The sequence below is a fragment of the Citrobacter sp. RHBSTW-00599 genome (assembly GCF_013784065.1).
In the GTDB taxonomy this organism is placed as follows: Bacteria; Pseudomonadota; Gammaproteobacteria; order Enterobacterales; family Enterobacteriaceae; genus Citrobacter; species Citrobacter braakii.
The window spans coordinates 3397381-3420867 of the sequence record NZ_CP056717.1; the positions used below are offsets into that span (position 1 = coordinate 3397381).

Genomic DNA, 23487 nt, shown 5'->3' on the forward strand with positions numbered 1-23487 from the left:
GGGTACCGGGGGGTTATAAATATCAGAATTTCGGTGACTTATTGATTCGATTTTTGAATATAGAAAGATGCAGACGTCATGTAAAGGTAAAGGCCTGCACCTCACACCCCGTCTCATCAGGTCATTCAGATGTGTTTAACGGAAAGGAGATCTCCCGACGTTGGTGCTAAATTATTCAAGCCGATCGGTAATCTGTTTTTTTGCATAAAACACAAAGCGTTCTACAGACGGCATACACGCTGCCCAGTTATGTTTGGTTAACCCCAGATATTCGGCACGCGCCGCTTGCAGCAAATCAGCATGCTCAGCGGGTAATTGCGGCAGAAGCCAGGATGCGGCCTCATCTTTAGCGACAATATTACCCGTAACCACGCTATACCAGATACGTGCCAGAGCAAGGATGATATTACGCTCGTCCCCCTCTAAATCAGCCGGTTTCTGCCACATCTCAAGGATATGCCGAAATGTTTGCAATACATCGCTAAACGGAATGACGTTAAATAACGTCTCAGCCGGTTCACCGAACAGCGGTACGCTGGCGCGCCGGGCCTGGGTCAGCAGAATAGAAAGATCAGCATCCACCATTGCCGGTTCAAACACGCCAGCGCGAATATCATCACGCAGCCATTCGCCAAACTGCATTTCTCTCGCCGGTGGAAATCGCCACGGCACGATCTGCGAGTGCAGAACAACGGTCACTTCCAACGCACGATATGGCCCGGAGGTGCCGGGAGGCGCTGAAATGGTCAGCAAATCCTGCATCAGTTTTTTTCTTTGTCGGGCATTTATGGGTTCACGCAGGGTGACCAATAAATCAATGTCGCTTTGGGGTTTTAAGCCGCCTTCAACCGCAGAGCCATACAAATGAAGGGCAATGAGATTCCCCTCGAAAATCTGACGGATGCACGCACTGGCGGCCTCCACCTGTCGTCGAATTGCGTCTGGAATAATATTGGCCATTTAGCCCCCTGGGAAAAAAGAGCGGAAATATTGAGTCTATACTGCATTCTTCCTGCAGCGCTATCCCTGGCACAAAACCTTTACCAGATCTGATTCTAAGTCTGAGGTAGCATACTGCCCGCGTCCATTTTCTGACATAATGAGCAGATTCGATTTTGCCCCGCAGGAGTCTTCTCATGGAATTTACCGCCGGACTGATGCCGCTTGAAACGGCTCTCTCTCAGATGCTTTCGCGTATTACCCCGCTCACCGCCGTCGAAACGCTGCCGCTGGTTCAATGCTTTGGCCGCATTCTGGCCACCGACGTTGTCTCCCCCATTGATGTACCGGGATTCGATAACTCAGCAATGGATGGCTATGCGGTACGATTAGCCGATTTACAATCTGATCAGCCGCTTGCGGTGGCGGGTAAAGCCTTTGCCGGTCAGCCTTTCCATGGCGAGTGGCCTGCGGGAACCTGCATCCGTATTATGACCGGCGCCCCGGTACCTGCTGGTTGTGAAGCGGTGGTGATGCAGGAGCAAACGGAACAAACTGACGACGGGGTGCGTTTTACCGCCGAAGTCCGCCGCGGGCAAAATATTCGTCTGCGCGGTGAAGATATTGCAAACGGCGCGGTGGTGTTTCCCGCCGGGACTCGGCTGACAACCGCCGAGCTTCCCGTTTTGGCTTCGCTCGGTGTTGCCGATGCTCCCGTAGTGCGCAAAGTCCGCGTGGCGCTGTTCTCCACCGGTGATGAACTGCAGTTGCCTGGTCAGCCGCTGGGAGACGGGCAGATTTATGACACTAACCGTCTGACCGTTCACCTGATGCTGCAACAGTTAGGCTGCGAAGTGATCAACCTGGGGATTATTCGCGACGATCCCAACGCGCTGCGTGCCGCGTTTATCGAAGCCGACAGCCAGGCCGATGTCGTCATCAGCTCCGGCGGCGTTTCAGTAGGCGAAGCGGATTACACTAAAACTATTCTGGAAGAGCTGGGAGAAATTGCCTTCTGGAAGCTGGCCATCAAACCGGGCAAACCGTTCGCGTTTGGCAAACTGAGCAACAGCTGGTTTTGCGGTCTGCCGGGTAATCCAGTGTCTGCGGCCCTCACCTTTTATCAACTGGTACAACCGCTCCTGGCGAAACTCAGCGGCAACACCGCCTGTGGACTGCCGCCTCGCCAGCGCGTGCGCACCGCCTCACGCCTGAAGAAAACACCTGGCCGTCTGGATTTTCAGCGCGGCGTATTGCAGCGTACCGCTGAAGGCGAACTGGAAGTCACCACGACCGGGCACCAGGGCTCGCATATTTTTAGCTCTTTTAGCCAGGGTAACTGTTTTATCGTGCTGGAGCGCGATCGCGGTAACGTCGAAGCCGGCGAATGGGTTGAGGTCGAGCCGTTTAACGCACTGTTTGGAGGCCTGTAATGGCAGAACTCAGCGACCAGGAGATGATGCGCTATAACCGGCAAATCATTCTGCGCGGCTTCGATTTCGAAGGTCAGGAAGCGCTCAAGGACGCGCGGGTACTGGTCGTTGGTGTGGGGGGACTGGGATGCGCAGCAACTCAGTACCTTGCAGGCGCTGGCGTCGGGCATTTAACCTTGCTCGACTTTGACACGGTCTCCGTGTCGAACCTCCAGCGCCAGACGCTGCACAGCGATGCGACCGTTGGACAGCCAAAAGTGCTATCCGCCCGCGACGCACTGGCGCGGATTAACCCTTATATCGCCATTACGCCGGTGAATGCGCTGCTGGACGAGAGCGAGATTCACACGCTTATTACCGAACACGATTTGGTGCTGGACTGTACGGATAATGTCAGCATCCGCAATCAGTTGAATGCCGGATGCTTCGCCGCCAGGATTCCGCTGGTTTCCGGTGCGGCAATTCGCATGGAAGGACAAATTACCGTATTTACCTACCAGGAAGGAGAGCCCTGCTACCGTTGCCTGAGCCGTCTGTTCGGTGAAAACGCCCTGACCTGCGTAGAGGCCGGAGTGATGGCCCCGCTGATCGGCGTGATCGGCTCGTTACAGGCGATGGAAGCCATTAAGCTGCTGGCTAACTACGGTAAACCGGCGTCAGGAAAAATCGTCATGTACGACGCCATGACCTGCCAGTTTCGCGAAATGAAGCTGATGCGCAATCCCACCTGTGAGGTCTGCGGGAGTTAGCAGAGAAATCGTCGGCACCGCACTATTGCCAGAGGGCGATGCTAATGCCTCCAATCAGGCCTACAACAGCGCATTGTGTAGGCCGGATAAGGTGTCAACCGCCATCCGGCAAAACAGACTTACAGAGAAGTGCGTCCAAATGCGCTCTGCCAGTCGTGTTCGAACTTCGCTACGGCAGCATCAACGGCCGGAGAGCTAATCATCTGCTGAGCGACATCCAGCGGCAGCGTGATGGACTCGCAGCCTGCCAGCAGGCAATCCAGCGCCTGACGCGGCGTTTTAAAACTGGCGGCCAGTACTTTGGCGTGCGGGGCATGCATTTTCAGTAAGGTCTGCAGATCGGTCACCGTCTGAATGCCGTCCCCCCCCTGCGCATCCACACGGTTAACGTATGGCGCAACGTATTCGGCCCCCGCAAGCGCAGCTAATAGCCCTTGAGCAGCGCCGTATACCGCGGTACCCAACGTCGGGATCCCTTCTTCTTTCAGCAATTTAATGGCCGTCAGACCTTCTGCCGTGACCGGCACTTTGACCACGATATCCGCAATGATTGCCCGCAGCTTACGCGCATCGCTGACCATGCCTTCGGCGGTGGTCGCCATTACCTGAGCAAACAGGCGTCCTTGCCCTCCCATCGCTTCCTGCAGTTGCGGCAGTAACACGTCCAGCGTCTGCTTACCTGCCGCCACAATGCTTGGGTTAGTGGTCACCCCTGCCAGCGGAAAAACCCGCGCCAGAGCTTTTACCGCGTCAACGTCAGACGTATCTAAATAGAGTTCCATAACCTTTCCTCAAACGAATAATTAGCATGAATAAAAGGTAGCACGGCGAAACCTCACGGTTAGTTGACGTACGTCAATATAACTTTCATTCGAAAGTAATTTAATCTTTATACGAAAGACGAGAGGCCGCTTATGATTTTCAATATCCAGCGCTATTCCACACATGATGGTCCCGGTATCCGTACTGTGGTGTTCCTTAAGGGATGCTCACTGGGCTGTCGGTGGTGCCAGAATCCGGAAAGCCGCGCCCGCACGCAGGATCTGCTCTATGACGCACGTTTGTGCCTCGACGGTTGCGATCTCTGTGCTCAGGCCGCACCGAAGGTGATTGAACGCGCGCTGAGCGGATTGCTGATTCATCGCGAAAAACTGACCGATGATGCGCTCACGGCGCTGACCCACTGCTGTCCAACCCAGGCGCTGACCGTCTGCGGAGAGGAAAAAAGCGTGGACGACATCATGGCGACCGTAGTGCGTGATAAACCGTTTTACGATCGCAGCGGCGGGGGTCTCACCCTGTCTGGCGGTGAACCCTTTATGCAGCCAGAACTGGCGGCAGCGCTGCTCAAAGCCAGCCACGATGCAGGTATTCATACAGCGGTTGAAACCTGTCTGCATGTCCCGTGGAAGTATATTGAACCGTCATTACCTGACGTCGACCTGTTCCTGGCCGATTTAAAACATGTCGCCGACGCGCCGTTTAAACAGTGGACCGATGGCAGCGCCTCTCGCGTACTGGAAAATCTGAAAAAACTGGCCGCCGCCGGTAAAAAAATGGTTATCCGCGTCCCCCTGATTCAGGGGTTCAACGCTGACGAAGCCGCTATTCAGGCCATTACCGATTTTGCTGCCGACGAGCTTCACGTCGATGAGATCCATTTATTGCCCTACCACACGTTGGGCATCAACAAATACCACTTACTCAGTCAACCCTACAACGCACCGGATAAACCGCTTGATGCGCCTGCGCTGCTCGAATTTGCCCAGCAGTACGCCAGCCTGAAAGGTTTAACCGCGACCCTACGAGGATAATCGCCATGACCACTCTGAAACTGGACACACTCAGCGACCGTATCAAAGCGCATAAAACGGCCCTGATCCACATCGTGAAGCCGCCGGTTTGTACCGAGCGCGCCCAGCACTATACCGAGATGTACCAACAGCATCTGGATAAACCTATTCCGGTTCGCCGCGCGCTGGCGCTGGCCCATCATCTGGCGGAACGCACCATCTGGATCAAGCATGACGAACTGATCATTGGTAACCAGGCAAGCGAAGTGCGTGCCGCGCCAATCTTCCCGGAATACACCGTGTCGTGGATTGAAAAAGAGATCGATGACCTCGCCGACAGGCCGGGCGCGGGCTTTGCGGTAAGCGAAGAGAACAAACGCGTATTGCACGAGGTGTGTCCATGGTGGCGTGGTCAGACCGTGCAGGATCGCTGCTACGGGATGTTTACTGACGAGCAGAAAGGGCTGCTGGAAACCGGCATTATCAAAGCCGAAGGTAACATGACCTCCGGTGACGCACACCTGGCGGTAAACTTCCCGCTGCTGCTGGAAAAAGGTCTCGACGGCCTGCGCCACAAAGTTGATGAACGTCGTTCCCGCATCAATCTGACATGTCTGGAAGACCTCCATGGCGATCAGTTTCTGAAAGCGATTGATATCGTGCTGGAGGCCGTCAGTCTGCACATTGAGCGCTTTGCCGCGCTGGCACGTAAAATGGCGGCCACGGAAACTCGCGCCAGTCGTCGTGATGAACTGCTGACCATGGCGGACAACTGCGATGTTATCGCCCATGAGCCGCCAAAAACGTTCTGGCAAGCGCTACAGTTGTGCTATTTCATCCAGTTGATCCTGCAAATTGAATCAAATGGTCACTCGGTGTCGTTTGGTCGCATGGATCAGTACCTCTATCCGTTCTACCGTCGTGACGTAGAACTGAACCAAAGCCTCGATCGTGAGCACGCCATTGAGCTGCTGCACAGCTGCTGGCTGAAACTGCTGGAAGTGAACAAAATCCGCTCCGGCTCCCATTCGAAAGCCTCGGCGGGTAGCCCGCTGTATCAGAACGTGACCATTGGTGGCCAAAACCTGGTTAACGGTCAGGCAATGGATGCCGTCAATCCGCTCTCCTACGCTATTCTGGAATCCTGCGGTCGCCTGCGTTCTACTCAGCCAAACCTGAGCGTGCGTTATCATGCAGGGATGAGTAATGATTTCCTGGATGCCTGTGTACAGGTGATCCGCTGCGGCTTCGGGATGCCTGCCTTTAATAACGACGAAATCGTCATACCTGAATTCATTAAGCTTGGCATTGAACCGCAGGACGCCTATGACTATGCGGCCATTGGTTGCATCGAAACCGCTGTTGGCGGCAAATGGGGCTACCGCTGTACCGGTATGAGCTTTATTAACTTTGCCCGCGTGATGCTGGCAGCGCTGGAAGGTGGTCGCGATGCCACCAGCGGTAAAGTATTTCTGCCACAGGAAAAAGCGCTCTCGGCTGGTAACTTCAACAATTTCGACGAAGTGATGGATGCCTGGGATGCGCAGATTCGCTACTACACGCGTAAATCTATCGAAATTGAGTATGTCGTCGACACCATGCTGGAAGAGAACGTACACGATATTCTGTGCTCTGCGCTGGTAGATGACTGTATTGAACGCGCGAAAAGCATTAAGCAAGGCGGCGCGAAATACGACTGGGTATCGGGTTTGCAGGTGGGTATTGCCAACCTCGGCAACAGCCTGGCTGCGGTGAAGAAACTGGTCTTTGAACAAGGCGCTATCGGTCAGCAACAGCTGGCCGCCGCGCTGGCCGACGATTTTGACGGTCTGAGCCACGAACAATTACGCCAGCGGCTGATCAACGGCGCACCGAAATACGGCAACGATGACGATAGCGTTGATACGCTGCTGGCCCGCGCTTATCAGACCTATATCAATGAGTTGAAACAGTATCATAATCCACGTTACGGACGTGGCCCGGTTGGCGGCAATTACTACGCGGGTACCTCATCGATCTCCGCAAACGTACCGTTTGGCGCGGCAACGATGGCCACACCGGATGGTCGTAAGGCGCATACTCCACTGGCAGAAGGCGCAAGCCCGGCTTCCGGAACGGACCATCTCGGCCCAACAGCGGTAATTGGCTCGGTGGGTAAACTGCCGACCGGTTCAATCCTCGGCGGCGTGTTGTTAAACCAGAAGCTGAACCCGGCCACGCTGGAGAATGAATCCGATAAGCAAAAGCTGATGATCCTGCTGCGTACCTTCTTTGAAGAGCACAAAGGCTGGCATATTCAGTACAACATTGTCTCCCGTGAAACGCTGCTGGAAGCCAAAAAGCACCCGGATCAGTATCGTGACCTGGTGGTCCGTGTAGCAGGTTATTCGGCCTTCTTCACCGCGCTGTCTCCAGATGCGCAGGACGATATCATCGCACGTACTGAACATATGCTGTAATCCCCCTTACCCGGCGGCATTTCGCTTGCCGGGTATTCTTCTTTCGAATGAAATAAATTTGTGCTTTAGCTCACATTGTTATTAAAATGTTTCTGGTCGCAGTTATGAGCCAGGAGCAAGTATGACCATCAAAGTTATCGTCAGCGATATGGACGGAACTTTTCTCGACGACGCCAAAAAATACGATCATGCACGTTTTATGGCGCAGTATCAGGAACTGAAAAAACGAGATATTGAATTTGTCGTAGCCAGCGGCAATCAGTATTACCAACTGATCTCCTTTTTCCCGGAACTCAAAAATGAGATCTCTTTTGTTGCCGAGAACGGGGCGTTAGTCTTTGAACATGGCAAACAGCTGTTTCACGGTGAGCTGACCCGCCACGAATCCCGCATTGTCATTGGCGAACTGCTCAAAGATACGCATCTCAACTTTGTGGCTTGTGGCCTGCAAAGCGCCTACGTTAGCGAAAATGCCCCCGAGTCCTTTGTCGCATTGATGTCAAAACACTACCATCGCCTGAAACCCGTGAAGGATTATCAGGACATCGATGATGTGCTGTTCAAGTTCTCGCTGAATTTACCGGACCAACAAATCCCATTAGTGATCGATCACCTTCATTCTGCCCTTGACGGTATAATGAAGCCCGTCACCAGCGGCTTTGGGTTTATCGACCTGATCATTCCAGGTTTGCATAAAGCCAACGGAATCAGCCGTCTGCTAAAGCGCTGGAACCTGTCCCCGCAAAACGTGGTCGCCATTGGCGATAGCGGCAACGACGCAGAAATGCTGAAAATGGCGCGCTACTCTTTCGCCATGGCCAATGCGGCAGAGAGTATCAAATCGATTGCCCGCTATCAGACCGACGACAATAACCATCAGGGCGTGCTGAACGTGATTCAGGCGGTGCTGGATAACACTTCCCCTTTTAATTGCTAATCCTGCCCAACCGGGGTATCCCCTTGCCCCGGTTTCCACGCTTTTTCATGTTTCTCACACCATCAAATTTTAAACTTGCGTTAACTAAATTTTAACTTATATTATCACCTGTAAGTTAAATTAGTTTCGAATGAAAGTTAATGCGAGGTGGATATGGCTTTTACTTTTACCAGCGACACGTTGCCCACCGATCACAAAGCGGCAATCCGGCAGATGAAAAAGCAATTGCGTGAACAGCTTGGAGATGTTCAGTTGATTTTCAATCAGTTGAGCGAGGCCATTGCCAATCGCGTGGCGGAAATCAACGCCCTCAAAGCGCAAGGCTCTCCGGTATGGCCTGTGTTGTCCTATGCGGATATCAAGGCGGGTCGCGTGAGTACTGAGCAGCGTGAAGAAATTAAGCGTCGCGGATGCGCGGTCATTAAAGGCCATTTCTCTCGCGAACAAGCCCTCGATTGGGATAGGTCAATGCTGGACTATCTGGACCGCAACCATTTTGACGACGTTTACCAAGGACCGGGCGATAATTTCTTTGGTACCCTGAGCGCATCGCGGCCTGAAATCTACCCCATCTACTGGTCCCAGGCGCAGATGCAGGCCCGTCAGAGTGAAGAAATGGCAAATGCGCAGTCATTTCTCAACCGTCTTTGGACATTTGCAGGCGAAGGTAAGCAATGGTTTAACCCGGATGTCAGCGTTATCTACCCCGACCGCATACGCCGTCGTCCACCGGGAACGACGTCCAAAGGGCTGGGCGCGCATACGGATTCCGGTGCGCTGGAACGCTGGCTTCTGCCGGCATATCAGCAGGTCTTTGCTAATGTTTTCAATGGTAAGCTGGAAGATTACGACCCGTGGCAGGCCGCGCATCGCACTGAAGTAGAAGAGTACACGGTGGATAACACCACCAAATGTTCAGTATTCCGTACCTTCCAGGGCTGGACTGCTCTCTCTGATATGCTGCCAGGTCAGGGGTTGTTGCACGTGGTCCCTATCCCTGAAGCGATGGCCTGGGTACTGTTACGTCCATTGCTTGACGATGTGCCGGAAGATGAACTTTGCGGCGTAGCACCCGGCAGAGTTCTGCCGATTTCTGCGCAATGGCATCCGCTGCTGATTGAAGCGTTAACCAGCATTCCGCAACTGGACGCCGGAGACTCCGTCTGGTGGCATTGTGATGTGATCCACTCCGTCGCGCCGGTAGAAAATCAACAGGGTTGGGGCAACGTGATGTACATCCCTGCCGCACCGATGTGCGAAAAGAATCTGGCCTACGCCCATAAAGTGAAGGCCGCGCTGGAAAAAGGCGTATCGCCGGGTGATTTCCCACGCGAGGATTATGAAACTCACTGGGAAGGACGCTTCACGCTGGATGATTTGAATATCCACGGCAAGCGTGCGCTGGGGATTATTTAATTTGTAACTTACACAAGTTTCCCTAAGTATTTCGCGTTACAGGAAGGCGGCCAGCCTGTAAATCCCCGCAAGCTTACACAAGTAAGTGACCGGGGTGTACAGGTGCAGCCAACACACCTGTAACACGAAAGACGACGGGAAAATTATTCGACGCCCTTGCTACGCAGGTAATCTTCGTAGTTACCGGTGAAGTCGATTACGCGTTCCGGCGTAATTTCAATCACGCGGGTTGCCAACGAACTGACGAACTCACGGTCGTGAGAAACGAAGATCAGCGTGCCCTGGTACATTTCCAGCGCCATGTTCAGCGATTCGATAGATTCCATATCCAGGTGGTTGGTCGGTTCATCCATTACCAGGATATTCGGCTTCTGCATCATCAGCTTACCGAACAGCATGCGTCCTTTTTCACCACCGGACAGCACTTTAGCAGGTTTCTTGATATCGTCCTGGCTGAACAGCAAGCGACCAAGGAAGCTACGTACTACCTGCTCATCGTCGCCTTCCTGTTTCCACTGACTCATCCACTCGAAGACCGTCAGATCGTTTTCGAATTCGTACTCGTGATCCTGCGCGTAGTAACCAACCTGGGCGTTTTCAGACCATTTCACAGTACCGTTATCCGGCTGTAATTCGCCGACCAGCGTTTTCAGCATGGTTGATTTACCCACGCCGTTGGCACCCAGAATGGCAATTTTCTCACCAACTTCCAGCAGCAGGTTAAAGTTTTTAAACAACGGACCTTCATCAAAACCTTTCGTCAGCGCTTCCACTTCAAGCGCGTTACGGAACAGTTTCTTATCCTGTTCGAAGCGGATGAACGGGTTCTGACGGCTGGACGCCTTCACTTCGTCAAGCTTGATCTTATCAATCTGACGCGCACGAGAAGTCGCCTGACGAGATTTAGATGCGTTGGCGCTAAAGCGGCTGACGAAGGATTGCAGATCGGCAATCTGCGCTTTCTTCTTGGCGTTATCGGCCAGCAGACGTTCACGCGCCTGAGTTGCCGCCGTCATATATTCGTCGTAGTTACCCGGATAAACACGCAGTTCGCCGTAGTCCAGATCAGCCATGTGCGTACAGACCATGTTCAGGAAGTGACGGTCGTGCGAAATGATGATCATGGTGCTATCACGCTCGTTTAGCGTCTGCTCCAGCCAGCGGATGGTGTCGATATCCAGGTTGTTCGTTGGTTCGTCGAGCAGCAGAATGTCCGGGTTAGAGAACAGCGCCTGTGCCAGAAGCACACGCAGCTTCCAGCCGGGGGCGACTTCGCTCATCGGGCCATAATGCTGTTCTACCGGAATACCTACGCCCAGCAGCAATTCACCCGCACGCGCTTCCGCAGAGTAGCCGTCCATTTCGCCATACTGAACTTCAAGGTCAGCAACTTTATAGCCGTCTTCTTCGCTCATTTCGGCCAGGGCGTAAATGCGATCGCGCTCCTGCTTTACTTCCCACAGTTCACCGTGACCCATGATCACGGTGTCAAGCACGGTGAACTCTTCAAAGGCGAACTGATCCTGACGCAGCTTACCAATACGCTCGTTCGGATCGAGGGAAACGTTGCCCAGCGTCGGTTCGAGGTCGCCGCCGAGAATTTTCATAAAAGTGGATTTACCGCTACCGTTCGCGCCAATCAGGCCGTAACGGTTGCCGCCGCCAAATTTGACGGAAATATTTTCAAACAGCGGCTTACTGCCGAACTGCATGGTGATATTGTTGCAAAGAAGCAAAATTGATACTCTCTCGTAGGTTACTGAGGTGGTTATGAAACAAAACGGGCAAGCATACTCTTACATAAGATTCTCATCAAAGAAGCAAGAACAAGGCGACTCCGTAAGACGTCAAACTGAGCTTGCTGAACAGTACGCACATGCGAATAGTTTGATTCTATCAGATAAGAACTTTCAAGACCTCGGAATCTCAGCATTCAAAGAGGGAAACAGACCTTCACTCGGTGACATGCTTGAAGCAATCGAGAAAGGTCAGATTGAACAGGGTTCGACTATCATCATTGAATCGTTAGACCGCCTGAGTCGCCGAGGCATCGACGTGACTCAACAGATAATTAAGTCGATCCTGCAACACAACATCTTTATCGCTTCACTGGTTGATGGTCTATTATTGAACCAAGAATCTGTCAACGACCTCGTAAGTGTCATCAGGATAGCCTTGGCAGCGGACCTTGCCTATAAAGAGTCCGAGAAAAAATCGCAGCGCCTACGTGAAACGAAAAGACAACAACGACAACGAGCACTAAACGGTGAAGTTATCAACAAAATTCTGCCTTTCTGGTTAGAACGGAAAGAAGATAAATTTTATTTTAGTGACAGAGTGGATTCGGTCATAAGAATCATTCAGTTACGACGAGAAGGATTTGGAACAAATAAAATCGCTAAAGCGCTAAACGACGAAGGTCATCGACCATTACGTTCTACTGGCTGGAATCATACAACGGTTGGAAAAACAATAAACTCGGTTGCACTTTACGGTGCATATCAAACATCTGAGACGACTAAAGATCGGAAAGTCATTCTGCTTGATATCATAGAGAATTATTATCCTGCAGTTATCAGCAAAGAAGAATTCATGCTTTTACAGTCTGATCAGAAACAAAACAAGCCTGGATATAAGTCGGAACACAATGCCTTCGCTGGAATATTAAAACACGAATGCGGGGGTTCTCTTGTCAGAAAATTCCACGTTGCTTCTGGAAAAACATATCAATACCATGTTTGTGCTAATGCAAGAGATGGAAAGTGTAACATAACGAAAAATTTTAAAAATATAGAAATAGCACTTTATCGGATAATGAGAAAACTGAAACTTGAGAAAAGTACCAATCTTGATGGGGCATTATTGATAGAGCGAGACACAATAAAATTAAAGATTCAGGAGCTAAATAATATGCTTCTCACTGAATCCAAGATCCCGACAAGTGTAATCCAAACGATAAATAACCTTGAGGATAAATTGCACGAACTTGAAGAAAAAATCAAGAAACAGAATAGTATGATTATCTCAGAACGGGCATTTGATTTGAATCTATTGCAGGAGATTAAAGACCCACAAGAACTGAACATGATGCTTAAGCGAGTTATCGAACAGATAACCGTTTATAATATAGGTAAAAAATGGAGAATAAAAGTTCTGTACAGAAACAAACACGTTCAGAGCTTCCTTTGGGATGGTGAAAAAATTAGTTTTATTACTGATACTAAAGAAATATTAGATCTCGTTAATTCTTGGGTCTAAAATGAATGTCTATCCATCGCTATAACGCCATGAATCGCTCTGTATCTTGTCAGAGCGATTAAAGCAGGCGTGGGCATTATTTAATACAAAAACCCCGTAAAACTCGATACAGTGCGTTTTAGAGCAAGGGGCTAAATTACATTATCCATTACGTCTACATACTGATCCCATTGTTCCGCTTCTTATCGAAACACCTCTATAGTTGCTGTAACTCCCCAGGTAAGTTGAATGTAATCCCCTTCTTTGGGAATACTCGATACTAACCCGCCCCTCCCCACCTTAACATTACGCATATCATTCCTTGAAAAACCATTAAATACAATAATCTTCGTAGCCATGCCACCTCTTCTACCCACATCAATCGATCGATTTTATAGATCAATATACAATTATTGATAGATTTTACAGATCAATGTAAAATCAAGTCTCTCAGACTGATTTCGGTTCGAAATCAACCAATTTACGTTTACTGAAGAGTCGCAGTTTTTCGATAGCACAAGGAAAGACATACGCATGAAGCCAAGAAAACTCTTTATAATCATCACGTTGAATGCTTTTTTGATTTCAAGCAGCGCTACAGCAGCCTCAGATAACCGCATCAGTTTCCAGAATATTGATACCGTGGATGACCTTATGGCGCTCCCAGCAAGTGAACTTTGCCTGAATGGTGGACCTACGTCAGATGACATAGAACTCATATTGCTAAATGGCCCCTTGGCACGTTCTATGTATCAAAATGACCCTACGGCAGCACGGATGGTCATTAATGAACAATCCGCAAACATTAAAACCAGAATCAAAGAAAAGTGCTCAAATCCAGATAAGCCCGTGCGTAAGTTAACGAAAGGAATGTTTAAGAACGGAGACGATGTGTGCAAACGTGGAGCGCCGACGATAGAAGAAGCTAAAGTATTCATTAACGAGTCGGACGACCCTGAATTGAATATTGATAAACAATTGCAAGCCATTCCTTATGAATATCGCCTCATATTGGAAGAAGGTGCGAAATTAAATGGGTATACACTTCGTGAAATGTTTATTGAGGATATAGCTACGAAGATCTCAAAAAGTTGGGAAAAAGCGTGTGCTGATAAATCATATTTTCAGAATAAAGCAAAGAACATCACAACCGCTCATGACAAGCTAACAACACCGCATTCCCCGGAAGAAGATTATCGTATTGCGGATAAAAAGCTTAACGATACATGGAAAGAACTACCAACTGAAACACGTAAATCTTTGCTACCATCGCAACGAAAATGGATCAAACAACAGGCTACCTGCAATCAGGATGTTCAATGCTTAATTGACATGACCAATAAGCGCATCACTGAACTGGAGGCTGAAAATGCTAATTAATGATTTAACCGTAGTATTGGTCCATGACCATTTAGCACAATCACCGGGCAATACCTACCAAGGAAAATACACAGTAGGGCGATTTCATCTGACAGATTCGTTCATCGTTGGATATATGAAGCTGATACATGGAATCGAAATACCTGACTCATGGATCAGTAGCTGCTTCACAAACATATCAGATACCGATACCCGTAAGGTTATGTATATGGAAGGCTGCGACATTTTATCGAAACATATTATGAATGAAATCCGTAGTTCCGTGAAGTCTCCACCTGACAACGTAAAAATATACCGTACTGGCGAACATGTTACCAAAATAGAAATCATGGAAGAACGAAATGAAATCATCTTATGAACGTTATATTAAAAAATCAGTCTTAACGGCTGCTATCTCCTTCGGATTTTTCATGTTGAATGGGATAGCAATCACACCATGCCAGGCTAAAACCCCTCAAATAATACCCACATCAGATGCGGATGCAGTGTCTTTACAACAAGCAACAAAATCCCCCAGACCTTCTGTGATTGATATCCTACCGAGACTGTATACGACTGAAGAGGTTTATGCGCGATTTAAAGAACATGAGTTCCGGGCAACGAACGATTTCAAAAAATGCCGATTGATGGTTACTGGTAAAATAGAAAACATCAGTACTGTTACATTCAGTAAAAAACCATTAGTTACATTGGATATTTCTGGTTCGAATGAAGGACTAAAGTTTATTTTTGAAAATACAGATTATGATAACGATAAGGTAGCAGCGTTAAACGTGGGAGATACAATAATTATTGCCGGATTGAATGCACGACCGGGTACATTTGAAGGTATTTTTTTAGATAATTCGCAAATCATGACTGGTATGATTTCAAAAAAGAAAAGGCAAATGTTGGCTGTGAATGGTGGAGTCTATGATAGGGAGATTTGTCATAAGTAACATTATTTATACTCTTCAAATGCAGGGGCCAAGCCCCCTGCATCTTTCATCAATGGACACTGTACCAAGCGGAATAAAACCTGTAAGGAGCTACATTGGCGATTTTTTTTGATGACATACGACTCGAAATATCGCGACAGAACATTAAAGCAGGACCTGCCCTGCGAAATGGCCAATCCCCATCGACAAAAACATAGCCAGTGTACTCCAGAACATAATTCTTATGATCGCCCTGACAGGAGGTGCTTTACCTACAACAGAGGATATATAACCAAGGACCACCAGTGAAAAAAGGGTGGAAAGGATAATAAACAAAAAAACCTGCTTTGGAGGAGATAACCATGCAACTATTAAAGGTAACACAGCACCAGCAGAAAAACTCAGAGCAGAAAAGACAGCAGCCTGAAGGGGCTGTGCAGAGTTTGTATCCGTCAGCCCAAGTTCTTCACGGGCATGAGCATCCAGAGCATCTCTCGCCATGAGCTGCTCTGCAACCTTATAGGCAAGCACAGGATCCAGTCCACGTTGTATATAAAGTGAAGTCAGTTCCTGCATTTCACCTTCATAATCGGTTTCCAACTCCCTTTTTTCCTGAGCAAGTGCAGCGTTTTCGGTATCAGCCTGAGATGAGACTGAAACATATTCTCCCGTTGCCATCGACATAGCACCAGAAACCAGTCCGGCAACACCAGCAAGTAAAACTCCCGAAGAACTGGTGTTTGCTGACGCAACACCAAGGACAAGGCTTGCTGTCGAAACAATTCCGTCATTTGCCCCCAATACAGCCGCCCTAAGCCATCCCACTTTTTCGATGCTGTGTCGTTCAAGATGCATATCTTTGCTTTCCTTCAACTACGCACACTAATCGGAATTACGGACATATAAGAATGCCTTGACAGATAATTAAACTATTGTAGTCAATGTTATCCAGCCATTACAGCACACTTTATTAATCATCAATCTATCACACTATTCCGTAACGGAATTTTTCCTTTGGCTACGGATGGTGAGAAATATATGCAGCAACCCCATCGAACCATGCGCCCAGAAATAGGTTTCAATAAATACAGTCAGAAACTTATGCAAATTCAGGACACTTTCTGTCAGCACTGGCGACATTCCAGGAATTGTATTGAGTGCAAACCAGAAACCACCACATGATGCAACGCCCAATAGCGCAAGTACACCAAGCCCCTGGATCAAGGCAGCAATCCCACCAGCATGAGCTTCAGGGAGACGGAATGACATCAGCATTTTGATATCTTCAACCACACCTCGAAAATCAAGGGTCAGCCAAGCAAAATAGTAATGAAATCCTCGTTGTGTCAGCATCCATGCAAGCATGATTAACCCAAGAACAATCAGTGATAATCCAGTGATAACATGGAACCATGTAACGAACCCTGTGAGAGTATAGTCACTGAGAGCATCGCTTTCGGTAAGATTTGAACTAACAATCTGCAATAAAATCAATACAGCTACGATGATATGAAGCACACGTAGAAATGGTGTGTCTTTGTGAGGGAGAGCATTACGTAAATTTTCATTCATAATTTAGCCACTTTGTTAGGGGTGGTTGACCAAATCAATATGCTTTTTATTAACGAAACCTTAACTTATCGGAACTAAACAATACTCTTTAATCAGAAAATGGTATCTAAACCTATAGTACATCACATCTGTAATATGAAGACATTACCATGAAGAAGTGTTTTTCCAGCCAAGAGATCATCAGTATGCTTCCGTGAAGCACGAAGCGGGTATATCTGCCCCGTGCAACATCAATAGGACTTAGCTTATGTTGAGGCAATATGTAGCATCGGTAAGCATGTTTGCGACCCCTACATTTTTATATGTACTGAGCAGATAAGATAACGTATTAGAATTTCTTCACCAGGGCATAACTATCCATTTTAATACAAGCAGGTATATCATGGTAGTTCCGGGATATCTTTCCAGCATATCTACTTTCTCCTGATAGTTCCCAGTTCAGTCAACGCCAAGTTTATTATGGTATTTTCTCATCATACTGCCCAGTTTCTGTGCTGCAATTTTCCCAGCGTCAAGACCTTCCTTTTCAGCGGTACTTTCAACAGCAGTTACCTCATCAATCAGAAGAGACATACCTGCAACATACGTTTCCCTGTCATACCCCTCTATCGGGCCGTTCAAGATGGACTCTGCTGTTGATTTCAGATCCTGCATATCTTTCCTGAAAGATGTAACATCCTCCTCCTTAAGTGCTGCACGGTAGCTTTTATTCATCATCTTCATGGCATGTTCAACACCGTCAGAACCAGCCATTACACTGGTAGATAAAAGAAGGGCTGTTCCTATTATAACAGTATGCATAATTTTTCTCATAATAACTCCATATTGTTTACTATCATTTAAAAAACATCACAACCCGAAGTTGCAACATTGAACAAAGAAAATAATTACTTGCCAATTTCCCCGAAGAAAATAAGCATTAAAATTATTATTTATGATTATTTACACTTCCGTAATCAAGGTCACTTCCCTCCTTAAAATAAGGGTCAACATGTGTCATAACATTTAATACATGATGATTATCTAAAACTGATTTCCTGGCCAAAACAGCAATGTCATGCCCTACTTTCACTGATAAATTACCATCAATTTCCAGATGAACATCAACAACAACAAGGTCCCCCATTTTTCTGGTCTTGAGGTCATGGATGCCTTCGACCCCAGGAGTGGATAGTAATGTTGTTTTTATACTATTTTCAGTTTCAATATCTACGGCCCTGTCCATCAAGTCATGAAGCGAATCTGACATAAATGAATATCCCATTCTGGTCACAATAAGTCCCACAACCAGTGCAGCTACCGGATCAAGCAATTTAAAACCTGATAAACTACCAATAATACCAATAGCCACCACCAAAGATGAGGCAGCATCAGAGCGGGCATGCCAGGCATTTGCAACCAGCATAGTGGATTTTACTCGGGTTGCTACTGCCAGCATATAGCGAAAAAGAAGCTCTTTGATAACCAGTGCAGCTAAGGCTACCCACAGAGCAACAATATGTACCTGAGGAATATCATCTGGCTGTTGCATTTTATTTGCTGCTGACCATAACATCCCGATGCCAACAATGAATAAAATTGTCCCCAGAATTAATGATGCACCATTTTCATAACGATGATGTCCGTAGTGATGGTCATCATCGGGATTTTTTTTACTTTTATGATTAGCAATAAGCACCACAAAGTCTGAAACTAAATCAGACAGAGAATGGATACCATCCGCGATAAGCCCCTGAGATCCGGAAAATACACCAGTAATCACTTGCCCGGATGTCAGAAAACAATTAACAAGCACACTAACCCAAGTACTTTTACGGGCCGCGATGAAACGCTCATGAGAACTAATATCAATATCATCCGTAAATTTGTTTACCTGCACCAGAAACTCCTTATAACAGCATCAACAGTTAATACTAAACAGACTATCCTTCCCGGACAGGTTCTGTGGTGAAAATATAATAATTGGTGAGATTTATTCCTGTAAAGGACGTGCCATGTTTGCGATGACATTCATTTATCATAATTTTTAAACATTAATTTATTCTTAACAGAATATGAAAAAATTGACAGTTACCACAACTATACGCTTACGTTCAGTGTATACGTATTCGGCAAACTAAAATTATTTTACAGGTTATTATGGCAGATGATAAAAACTGGTTATGTAGATGCTAGACTATTCAGGTCCCCAGTAGTGGCTCGCTGTAATTGATAAAGACCTACTGAAATGCAAACTGAGTGGTTCAGTTACAGGAACTGACTACATCGTATAACCCAAGCAAGATCTGAGAACATTCAGTACAACATCTCTTTTAGGTATACCTGATAAAGACCATGACACAAAGTCTCAATAGGGTTATATTTAATTCTATTGACAGCAAAACGACGTAATGTATCATATGGGTGTTGAATTGATATTTAAAAGAGAATACATAATGAATGTCCGTATCTACTGCCGTGCATCTACTGAAGGCCAACATGCTGATCGTGCATTAGCTAGCTTGCGCGAATTTGCGCAAAGCAAAAACTGGTCGGTTGCCGGAGAATACATTGAGAATGCAAGTGGTGCGAAGCTGGAGCGTGTGGAACTAATGCTTCTCCTCGAAGAAGCACAACCCGGCGATCTGCTTCTTATTGAAGCAATTGACCGTCTCAGTCGTCTTCAGCATGAAGAATGGGCTGAACTCAAAGCCACGCTGAACAGTAAAGGACTGGTTATTGTATCAATGGATTTGCCAACAAGCTGGCAGATGGTTGAAATGTCCGGTAATGACCTAACCAGCGGCATTCTTCGGGCAGTCAATGCTATGCTGATCGATATCCTTGCGACAATGGCACGACAAGATTATGAAACCCGCCGTAAACGCCAGGCACAGGGGATTGAGAGAGCAAAACAGGCAGGTTTGTACACGGGGAAAGAAAAAGATATGGAAGCCCGTGAGACTGTTCGCGAAATGCTGGAACAGAACGTTAAACCAGCCCACATAATGAAAGCAGCAGATATCAGCCGTGCCACATTTTACCGAATCAAGAAGGAATTAATAAACTAATTTCATTCGATTCTGACCAGACTGTGTAATTGAACCAGATTTGACTACCCATTTGCTTTTTATCTTGGTGAATGTCTGATGTGTGCCAAGCGGGCATTGCTGGCATCACAACGTGTTAATCAACGGGTAGCAGTTCAGGCGGCATATGTCGCCATAACCCATCTAACTCGTACAGCCCGCCATATGCGTTATTTTCCGATGGTCACTGTTAATAGCATTGTCTCTCGTCATGAATACCGGCGTTTTAGTCGGGAGTCCAGCCTTTCTGTTTCATCCATGACTTTGATGTACTCTTTGGCTAATTTCGGTGGCAATTCAATACGCCCATGTTGGTTCGCTAGATCACCGGTATTTAAGATTTCAAAACGTTTTCTAGCAAGGTACAACCATCTGATCACATCAGGATCATTTACCAGAGCCTGACGGATATTATCTACCTGTTGACCCTTATAAATCCGCTTGCTATCTGGGAGAAACAGAATGTTGTCCGTATGATAAGGATATGGGGTGATATCCAGCATTTCTCCAGCATCATTCTCCCAAATACAGTGGAACTCAGCTTCAATATAAACTCCAGGAACCCACCAGATAGCCCAACCGTAAACAGCCTTACCCCCATTCTTTTCGATCACCATTTCAACATTCGGAAAGCAGTCCATCACTTCAGCTCCCGGGAAAGGTTCATTGTTAATCAATACAGCGTGAGCATCAGGAACAACTTGCAGACAAAAATTCAGGGTTTCAGGCGCATCTAGCTGTGCGGGTATTGGGTGGCGCATAGTATTTCCTTATATTAGAAACAGATGGAACATTTATAGTAAAACGACTTACAGAAAATGTCATCGTTAGCGAGATTCTGAATTACGAGCGAAGCGAGTTCCGTCAAGCGAAGCGAAGACGGACAGTTAACATTGGTTAAGAAACAGTCAAAAAACTACATTTTTCTCTATATATAAAATATAAAAATTTAAAAGTGTAGTTATGTAGGTTAGACACTCACTTCGTTCGTGTCCCTCGCTTCGCTCGGAATTTTGAAGTAATGTATGAATCTAAAAACAATGCTATTATCGTTGAACTATCATGCAACTGACCGAAGCATAAAGTTAATCAGGTCTTATTCATGCCTTAAAACGCCCTGAGCGCTGCTGTAAGCGATTTCCATAATATGGGTAATGCGATGATATACCTTGCAAAGAAAACCGCTCTACGGGCTTCCTGTGCGATATTTACGAGTTCAGTGCTTTACTATTCAATTTTGATGTTGAGTACAAGCGCGTTCCCTTCCCTGTTTGCGACTTCCCGCGTTCTTTGGCTAGGTAAGAAAGCCAGAATACCGGGTCATTAAGTGATTCAGGAGCATCTCGATGAATGACGTAGTGATCCGGATAAGCTTTAGTGGACTTAGACAAGTTTACCAGCGTTGCATTACCACCTGTCAGTTTCATCCAGATTTCCGTAATAATACCTGCGATCCCTCTTTCTGGCGTTCCAAACCACCTTACCGAACGATGTGGAAGTGCAATCCAGCAATGGTAATGTGGCTGTGAAGCCTTTTCCTGTTCGCAAACCCAACCGTAAGCAAAATCGATGATAGGTTCCGATAAGCCGTTGTTATTGGATGCCAGACATGAACGTAACCGTTTGAACAGTTGACGTATGTATTCGTTACCAACGTCAGCAGAAGTGAATTCTGGCAGATGAAGATCAAAGCGGGTAAGAAACACTCGACTGTATCGCCTCTGCATTGCTTTTAATTCGGTGATCATCGCCATAAGTATATCTTGGCGAACACCAGATCCGGTTCTTGTGTTAATCGGATATTGGTGATCATCATGAACAAAAGACTTGCCATCAATTGCTTTGTAACGACCGTGTTCATGGTAGACAGTACGAAAGCAAGTTGTCGAAAAAATCGACGATTGGAACAGGGTTTGAGATTGTTGCATCATTGTTAAATCAACCTTTTTTTGTACTCAGAAAGAGATCACACCTCCTAAACAGTTATTACCAAAAACCACGGTAAAACGAGAGCATTTGCGATACCGCAAAGCCGCCTTGTATCTGACGTTGGGGATGTTTTCGAGGGGGGAAATACTACGGAACAAAGTTTACAAAAATATTTATCCAACCTTTAATTTTATCAGAATGAGAACAAATTGCGCAATACAAATTTTTATTTGGACCAGGCAGCGTATCAGACTTTGCTCGTTGTCCTTCCGAATTCTTGGGGTGGGGATGGCTAAAACCACCGGACCAGTATGAGGTTATTGGCCCAATGAAACCAGAATGTTTGAACAACGAAGACTAACCAATGCTCTCAGGAAGACAGAAACCTCTCTCCATTACTTAATTTCCCCCTTTGAAACTATATTGTGACGTTGCTGGAAACTAACACTGGCGTATCCTGAAAGAGAAAGAAATATGTGACGAACCGCTTATTATGCCATAAGTCTGCAATAAGATCGCGCCTTGATGCTGAAGGGATAAAGTGAAAGCAAAAGGAAAAAAATGTGATTTAGTACACATCCGAATTCCTTGTTGCTCAGATTGCACATATAATGCGTGCCCAACACTACATAAATCTCAACCCACTAGCCTGCCTGGCACTGAATCTCGCATACATGAACATGAATATGAAATTAACAACGCTTTTCGCGGCGGCACTCGCAATAGTTGGTTTTTGTAACACCGCTTCTGCCGTCACGTACCCGCTGCCTACCGATGGCAGCCGTTTGATCGGCCAAAACCAGGTCATCACTATTCCTGAAGGCAACACCCAACCGCTGGAGTATTTTGCGGCGGAGTATCAGATGGGTCTGTCTAATATGCTGGAAGCCAACCCGGGCGTGGATACCTTCCTGCCGAAGGGCGGCACCGTACTGAACATACCTCAGCAATTGATCCTGCCGGATACCGTGCATGAAGGTATTGTTATTAACAGCGCTGAAATGCGTCTGTACTACTACCCGAAAGGCACCAACACCGTTATTGTTCTGCCGATCGGTATTGGCCAGTTGGGCAAAGACACGCCAATCAACTGGACCACCAAAGTAGAACGTAAAAAAGCGGGCCCAACCTGGACGCCAACGGCAAAAATGCATGCGGAATACCGCGCTGCGGGCGAACCGCTGCCAGCTGTTGTTCCGGCAGGTCCGGATAACCCGATGGGCCTGTACGCGCTGTATATCGGTCGCCTGTACGCCATCCACGGCACCAATGCTAACTTCGGCGTCGGCTTACGCGTCAGCCACGGTTGCGTGCGTCTGCGTAACGACGACATCAAATTCCTGTTTGAAAATGTGCCGGTCGGCACCCGCGTACAGTTTATCGATGAGCCGGTAAAAGCCACGACTGAACCAGACGGCAGCCGTTACATCGAGGTACACAATCCACTGTCTACCACTGAAGCACAGTTCGAAGGCGGGGAAATCGTACCGATTACGCTGAACAAGAGCATTACCAGCATCACCGGTCAGTCTGACGTCGATCAGGCCGTCGTTGAGCAGGCGGTACAGAACCGTTCAGGTATGCCGGTTCGTCTGAACTAAGCATCAAAACTGTCATTTCGCCTTATCGGGCCTACTTAACCTGTAGGCCCGATAAGC

General features: G+C 47.5%; 21 protein-coding genes. 12 read left to right on the forward strand and 9 right to left on the reverse strand.

All coding sequences use genetic code 11. From position 1 onward, the window contains the following. Positions 1 to 171: 171 nt before the first annotated feature. Positions 172 to 960 carry an aminoglycoside adenylyltransferase family protein gene (locus HV243_RS16765; RefSeq protein ID WP_109017298.1) on the reverse strand — a complete coding sequence of 263 codons (789 nt, stop codon included), beginning with the start codon at positions 958 to 960 and terminating at the stop codon, positions 172 to 174. A 176-nt stretch (positions 961 to 1136) separates the two neighbouring features. Between HV243_RS16765 and moeA the strand changes: the two genes are divergently transcribed. Beyond that, a complete protein-coding gene (gene moeA, locus HV243_RS16770) occupies positions 1137 to 2372 on the forward strand; it encodes a molybdopterin molybdotransferase MoeA (RefSeq protein WP_019076362.1) in 1236 nt (411 codons plus the stop codon). Next, positions 2372 to 3121, forward strand: coding sequence for a molybdopterin-synthase adenylyltransferase MoeB (gene moeB, locus HV243_RS16775; protein WP_016156078.1), 750 nt, complete (start codon positions 2372 to 2374; stop codon positions 3119 to 3121). Before moeA ends, moeB begins: the two co-directional genes overlap by 1 nt. Before the next feature lie 119 nt (positions 3122 to 3240). Here the strand turns inward: moeB and fsa are convergent, their stop codons facing one another. Next, complete coding sequence (fsa, locus tag HV243_RS16780; protein WP_019076360.1) at positions 3241 to 3903, reverse strand: fructose-6-phosphate aldolase; 663 nt, start codon at positions 3901 to 3903, stop codon at positions 3241 to 3243. A 132-nt stretch (positions 3904 to 4035) separates the two neighbouring features. Here fsa and HV243_RS16785 point away from each other — a divergent pair, with 132 nt between their 5' ends. The 4 genes from HV243_RS16785 to HV243_RS16800 all read left to right on the forward strand — a co-directional run bounded on the left by HV243_RS16785 (position 4036) and on the right by HV243_RS16800 (position 9726). Beyond that, positions 4036 to 4935, forward strand: a complete 900-nt coding sequence (locus HV243_RS16785) for a glycyl-radical enzyme activating protein (protein ID WP_131352015.1) — start codon at positions 4036 to 4038, stop codon at positions 4933 to 4935. Positions 4936 to 4940: 5 nt separating this feature from the next. Next, positions 4941 to 7373: a glycyl radical protein gene (locus HV243_RS16790; protein ID WP_053388805.1), complete on the forward strand. Its 2433-nt coding sequence runs from the start codon at positions 4941 to 4943 to the stop codon at positions 7371 to 7373. Between the two features lie 121 nt (positions 7374 to 7494). Continuing rightward, positions 7495 to 8310: a Cof-type HAD-IIB family hydrolase gene (locus HV243_RS16795; protein ID WP_053388804.1), complete on the forward strand. Its 816-nt coding sequence runs from the start codon at positions 7495 to 7497 to the stop codon at positions 8308 to 8310. Positions 8311 to 8463: 153 nt separating this feature from the next. After that, entirely contained in the window at positions 8464 to 9726 is a 1263-nt protein-coding gene (locus HV243_RS16800) for a DUF1479 domain-containing protein (protein WP_053388803.1), read from the forward strand. 143 nt (positions 9727 to 9869) lie between these two features. Here HV243_RS16800 and HV243_RS16805 read toward each other — a convergent pair whose 3' ends face one another. Then, the gene (locus HV243_RS16805; protein ID WP_094168566.1) at positions 9870 to 11462 is read right to left on the reverse strand and encodes an ABC-F family ATPase; all 1593 of its coding nucleotides are present in this window, start codon (positions 11460 to 11462) and stop codon (positions 9870 to 9872) included. A 34-nt stretch (positions 11463 to 11496) separates the two neighbouring features. Here HV243_RS16805 and HV243_RS16810 point away from each other — a divergent pair, with 34 nt between their 5' ends. From HV243_RS16810 to HV243_RS16825, 4 genes are all read left to right on the forward strand, one after another. Then, on the forward strand, positions 11497 to 12984 hold the full coding sequence (locus HV243_RS16810; protein ID WP_048214608.1) for a recombinase family protein: 1488 nt from the start codon (positions 11497 to 11499) through the stop codon (positions 12982 to 12984). Positions 12985 to 13497: 513 nt separating this feature from the next. Continuing rightward, positions 13498 to 14343 carry a lysozyme inhibitor LprI family protein gene (locus tag HV243_RS16815; RefSeq protein ID WP_048214609.1) on the forward strand — a complete coding sequence of 282 codons (846 nt, stop codon included), beginning with the start codon at positions 13498 to 13500 and terminating at the stop codon, positions 14341 to 14343. After that, positions 14333 to 14701: a hypothetical protein gene (locus HV243_RS16820; RefSeq protein WP_048214610.1), complete on the forward strand. Its 369-nt coding sequence runs from the start codon at positions 14333 to 14335 to the stop codon at positions 14699 to 14701. Before HV243_RS16815 ends, HV243_RS16820 begins: the two co-directional genes overlap by 11 nt. Beyond that, on the forward strand, positions 14685 to 15281 hold the full coding sequence (locus HV243_RS16825) for a hypothetical protein (RefSeq protein WP_048214611.1): 597 nt from the start codon (positions 14685 to 14687) through the stop codon (positions 15279 to 15281). The genes HV243_RS16820 and HV243_RS16825 overlap by 17 nt, the downstream gene beginning before the upstream one ends. A 144-nt stretch (positions 15282 to 15425) precedes the next feature. Here the strand turns inward: HV243_RS16825 and HV243_RS16830 are convergent, their stop codons facing one another. From HV243_RS16830 to HV243_RS16845, 4 genes are all read right to left on the reverse strand, one after another. Next, positions 15426 to 16115: a VIT family protein gene (locus HV243_RS16830; RefSeq protein WP_032936649.1), complete on the reverse strand. Its 690-nt coding sequence runs from the start codon at positions 16113 to 16115 to the stop codon at positions 15426 to 15428. Positions 16116 to 16250: 135 nt separating this feature from the next. After that, positions 16251 to 16832 carry a cytochrome b/b6 domain-containing protein gene (locus HV243_RS16835; protein ID WP_048214612.1) on the reverse strand — a complete coding sequence of 194 codons (582 nt, stop codon included), beginning with the start codon at positions 16830 to 16832 and terminating at the stop codon, positions 16251 to 16253. Positions 16833 to 17270: 438 nt separating this feature from the next. After that, positions 17271 to 17645, reverse strand: coding sequence for a cytochrome b562 (locus tag HV243_RS16840; protein ID WP_048214613.1), 375 nt, complete (start codon positions 17643 to 17645; stop codon positions 17271 to 17273). 115 nt (positions 17646 to 17760) lie between these two features. Next, positions 17761 to 18711 (reverse strand): cation diffusion facilitator family transporter, encoded by a 951-nt coding sequence (locus tag HV243_RS16845; protein ID WP_048214614.1) that lies wholly within the window; start codon positions 18709 to 18711, stop codon positions 17761 to 17763. A gap of 556 nt (positions 18712 to 19267) precedes the next feature. On the opposite strand from HV243_RS16845, the gene HV243_RS16850 reads away from it, so the two are divergent. Further along, positions 19268 to 19882 carry a recombinase family protein gene (locus tag HV243_RS16850; protein ID WP_048214615.1) on the forward strand — a complete coding sequence of 205 codons (615 nt, stop codon included), beginning with the start codon at positions 19268 to 19270 and terminating at the stop codon, positions 19880 to 19882. 227 nt (positions 19883 to 20109) lie between these two features. Here HV243_RS16850 and HV243_RS16855 read toward each other — a convergent pair whose 3' ends face one another. After that, a complete protein-coding gene (locus HV243_RS16855; protein ID WP_053071023.1) occupies positions 20110 to 20661 on the reverse strand; it encodes a hypothetical protein in 552 nt (183 codons plus the stop codon). Between the two features lie 447 nt (positions 20662 to 21108). Next, positions 21109 to 21831 (reverse strand): inovirus-type Gp2 protein, encoded by a 723-nt coding sequence (locus HV243_RS16860; RefSeq protein ID WP_048214616.1) that lies wholly within the window; start codon positions 21829 to 21831, stop codon positions 21109 to 21111. 678 nt (positions 21832 to 22509) lie between these two features. Here HV243_RS16860 and ldtB point away from each other — a divergent pair. Next, the gene (ldtB, locus tag HV243_RS16865; protein ID WP_003035268.1) at positions 22510 to 23430 is read left to right on the forward strand and encodes a L,D-transpeptidase; all 921 of its coding nucleotides are present in this window, start codon (positions 22510 to 22512) and stop codon (positions 23428 to 23430) included. The last annotated feature ends 57 nt before the right edge of the window (positions 23431 to 23487 follow it).

Coding starts and splice junctions, on each gene's coding strand:
- HV243_RS16830 (WP_032936649.1), bottom strand. CDS start 16,115: ATGCATCTTGAACGACACAGCATCGAAAAAGTGGGATGGCTTAGGGCG.
- HV243_RS16785 (WP_131352015.1), top strand. CDS start 4,036: ATGATTTTCAATATCCAGCGCTATTCCACACATGATGGTCCCGGTATC.
- HV243_RS16810 (WP_048214608.1), top strand. CDS start 11,497: ATGAAACAAAACGGGCAAGCATACTCTTACATAAGATTCTCATCAAAG.
- HV243_RS16860 (WP_048214616.1), bottom strand. CDS start 21,831: ATGATGCAACAATCTCAAACCCTGTTCCAATCGTCGATTTTTTCGACA.
- HV243_RS16825 (WP_048214611.1), top strand. CDS start 14,685: ATGAAATCATCTTATGAACGTTATATTAAAAAATCAGTCTTAACGGCT.
- ldtB (WP_003035268.1), top strand. CDS start 22,510: ATGAATATGAAATTAACAACGCTTTTCGCGGCGGCACTCGCAATAGTT.
- fsa (WP_019076360.1), bottom strand. CDS start 3,903: ATGGAACTCTATTTAGATACGTCTGACGTTGACGCGGTAAAAGCTCTG.
- HV243_RS16815 (WP_048214609.1), top strand. CDS start 13,498: ATGAAGCCAAGAAAACTCTTTATAATCATCACGTTGAATGCTTTTTTG.
- HV243_RS16795 (WP_053388804.1), top strand. CDS start 7,495: ATGACCATCAAAGTTATCGTCAGCGATATGGACGGAACTTTTCTCGAC.
- HV243_RS16790 (WP_053388805.1), top strand. CDS start 4,941: ATGACCACTCTGAAACTGGACACACTCAGCGACCGTATCAAAGCGCAT.
- HV243_RS16820 (WP_048214610.1), top strand. CDS start 14,333: ATGCTAATTAATGATTTAACCGTAGTATTGGTCCATGACCATTTAGCA.
- HV243_RS16840 (WP_048214613.1), bottom strand. CDS start 17,645: ATGAGAAAAATTATGCATACTGTTATAATAGGAACAGCCCTTCTTTTA.
- HV243_RS16800 (WP_053388803.1), top strand. CDS start 8,464: ATGGCTTTTACTTTTACCAGCGACACGTTGCCCACCGATCACAAAGCG.
- HV243_RS16855 (WP_053071023.1), bottom strand. CDS start 20,661: ATGCGCCACCCAATACCCGCACAGCTAGATGCGCCTGAAACCCTGAAT.
- moeB (WP_016156078.1), top strand. CDS start 2,372: ATGGCAGAACTCAGCGACCAGGAGATGATGCGCTATAACCGGCAAATC.
- moeA (WP_019076362.1), top strand. CDS start 1,137: ATGGAATTTACCGCCGGACTGATGCCGCTTGAAACGGCTCTCTCTCAG.
- HV243_RS16765 (WP_109017298.1), bottom strand. CDS start 960: ATGGCCAATATTATTCCAGACGCAATTCGACGACAGGTGGAGGCCGCC.
- HV243_RS16835 (WP_048214612.1), bottom strand. CDS start 16,832: ATGAATGAAAATTTACGTAATGCTCTCCCTCACAAAGACACACCATTT.
- HV243_RS16850 (WP_048214615.1), top strand. CDS start 19,268: ATGAATGTCCGTATCTACTGCCGTGCATCTACTGAAGGCCAACATGCT.